Source organism: Oceanobacillus sp. CF4.6 (assembly GCF_051262635.1).
Lineage (GTDB): Bacteria > Bacillota > Bacilli > Bacillales > Amphibacillaceae > Oceanobacillus.
In genome coordinates this window covers 1-229 of sequence record NZ_JBIMEX010000050.1, presented here as the reverse complement: position 1 = coordinate 229, position 229 = coordinate 1, and the positions used below count along the sequence as shown (strand labels likewise).

Annotated in this window: 1 protein-coding gene; it reads left to right on the top strand. The window is 40.2% G+C overall.

Annotated elements, in window-relative coordinates; genetic code table 11:
• On the top strand, positions 1-229 hold a 229-nt coding region (locus tag ACHABU_RS20770; protein ID WP_435766844.1), incomplete at both ends, for an FAD-binding protein.

Sequence of the window (229 nt, the reverse complement as noted above, 5' to 3'; positions counted from 1 at the left end):
CTATGGCTTATTTGGCTGACGTAGCAATTGCAGATATGGAATTTATCCAATTTCACCCGACACTTTTATATAAAGATGGGGAAACGAAAGGATTAATTTCCGAGGCAGTTAGAGGGGATGGGGCGGTTTTAGTAACAAGTGATGGAATTCCAATTATGGAGGGTGTTCATCCATTAAAAGATCTTGCCCCAAGACACGTTGTTTCTCAGACAATCTATGACTATATCGA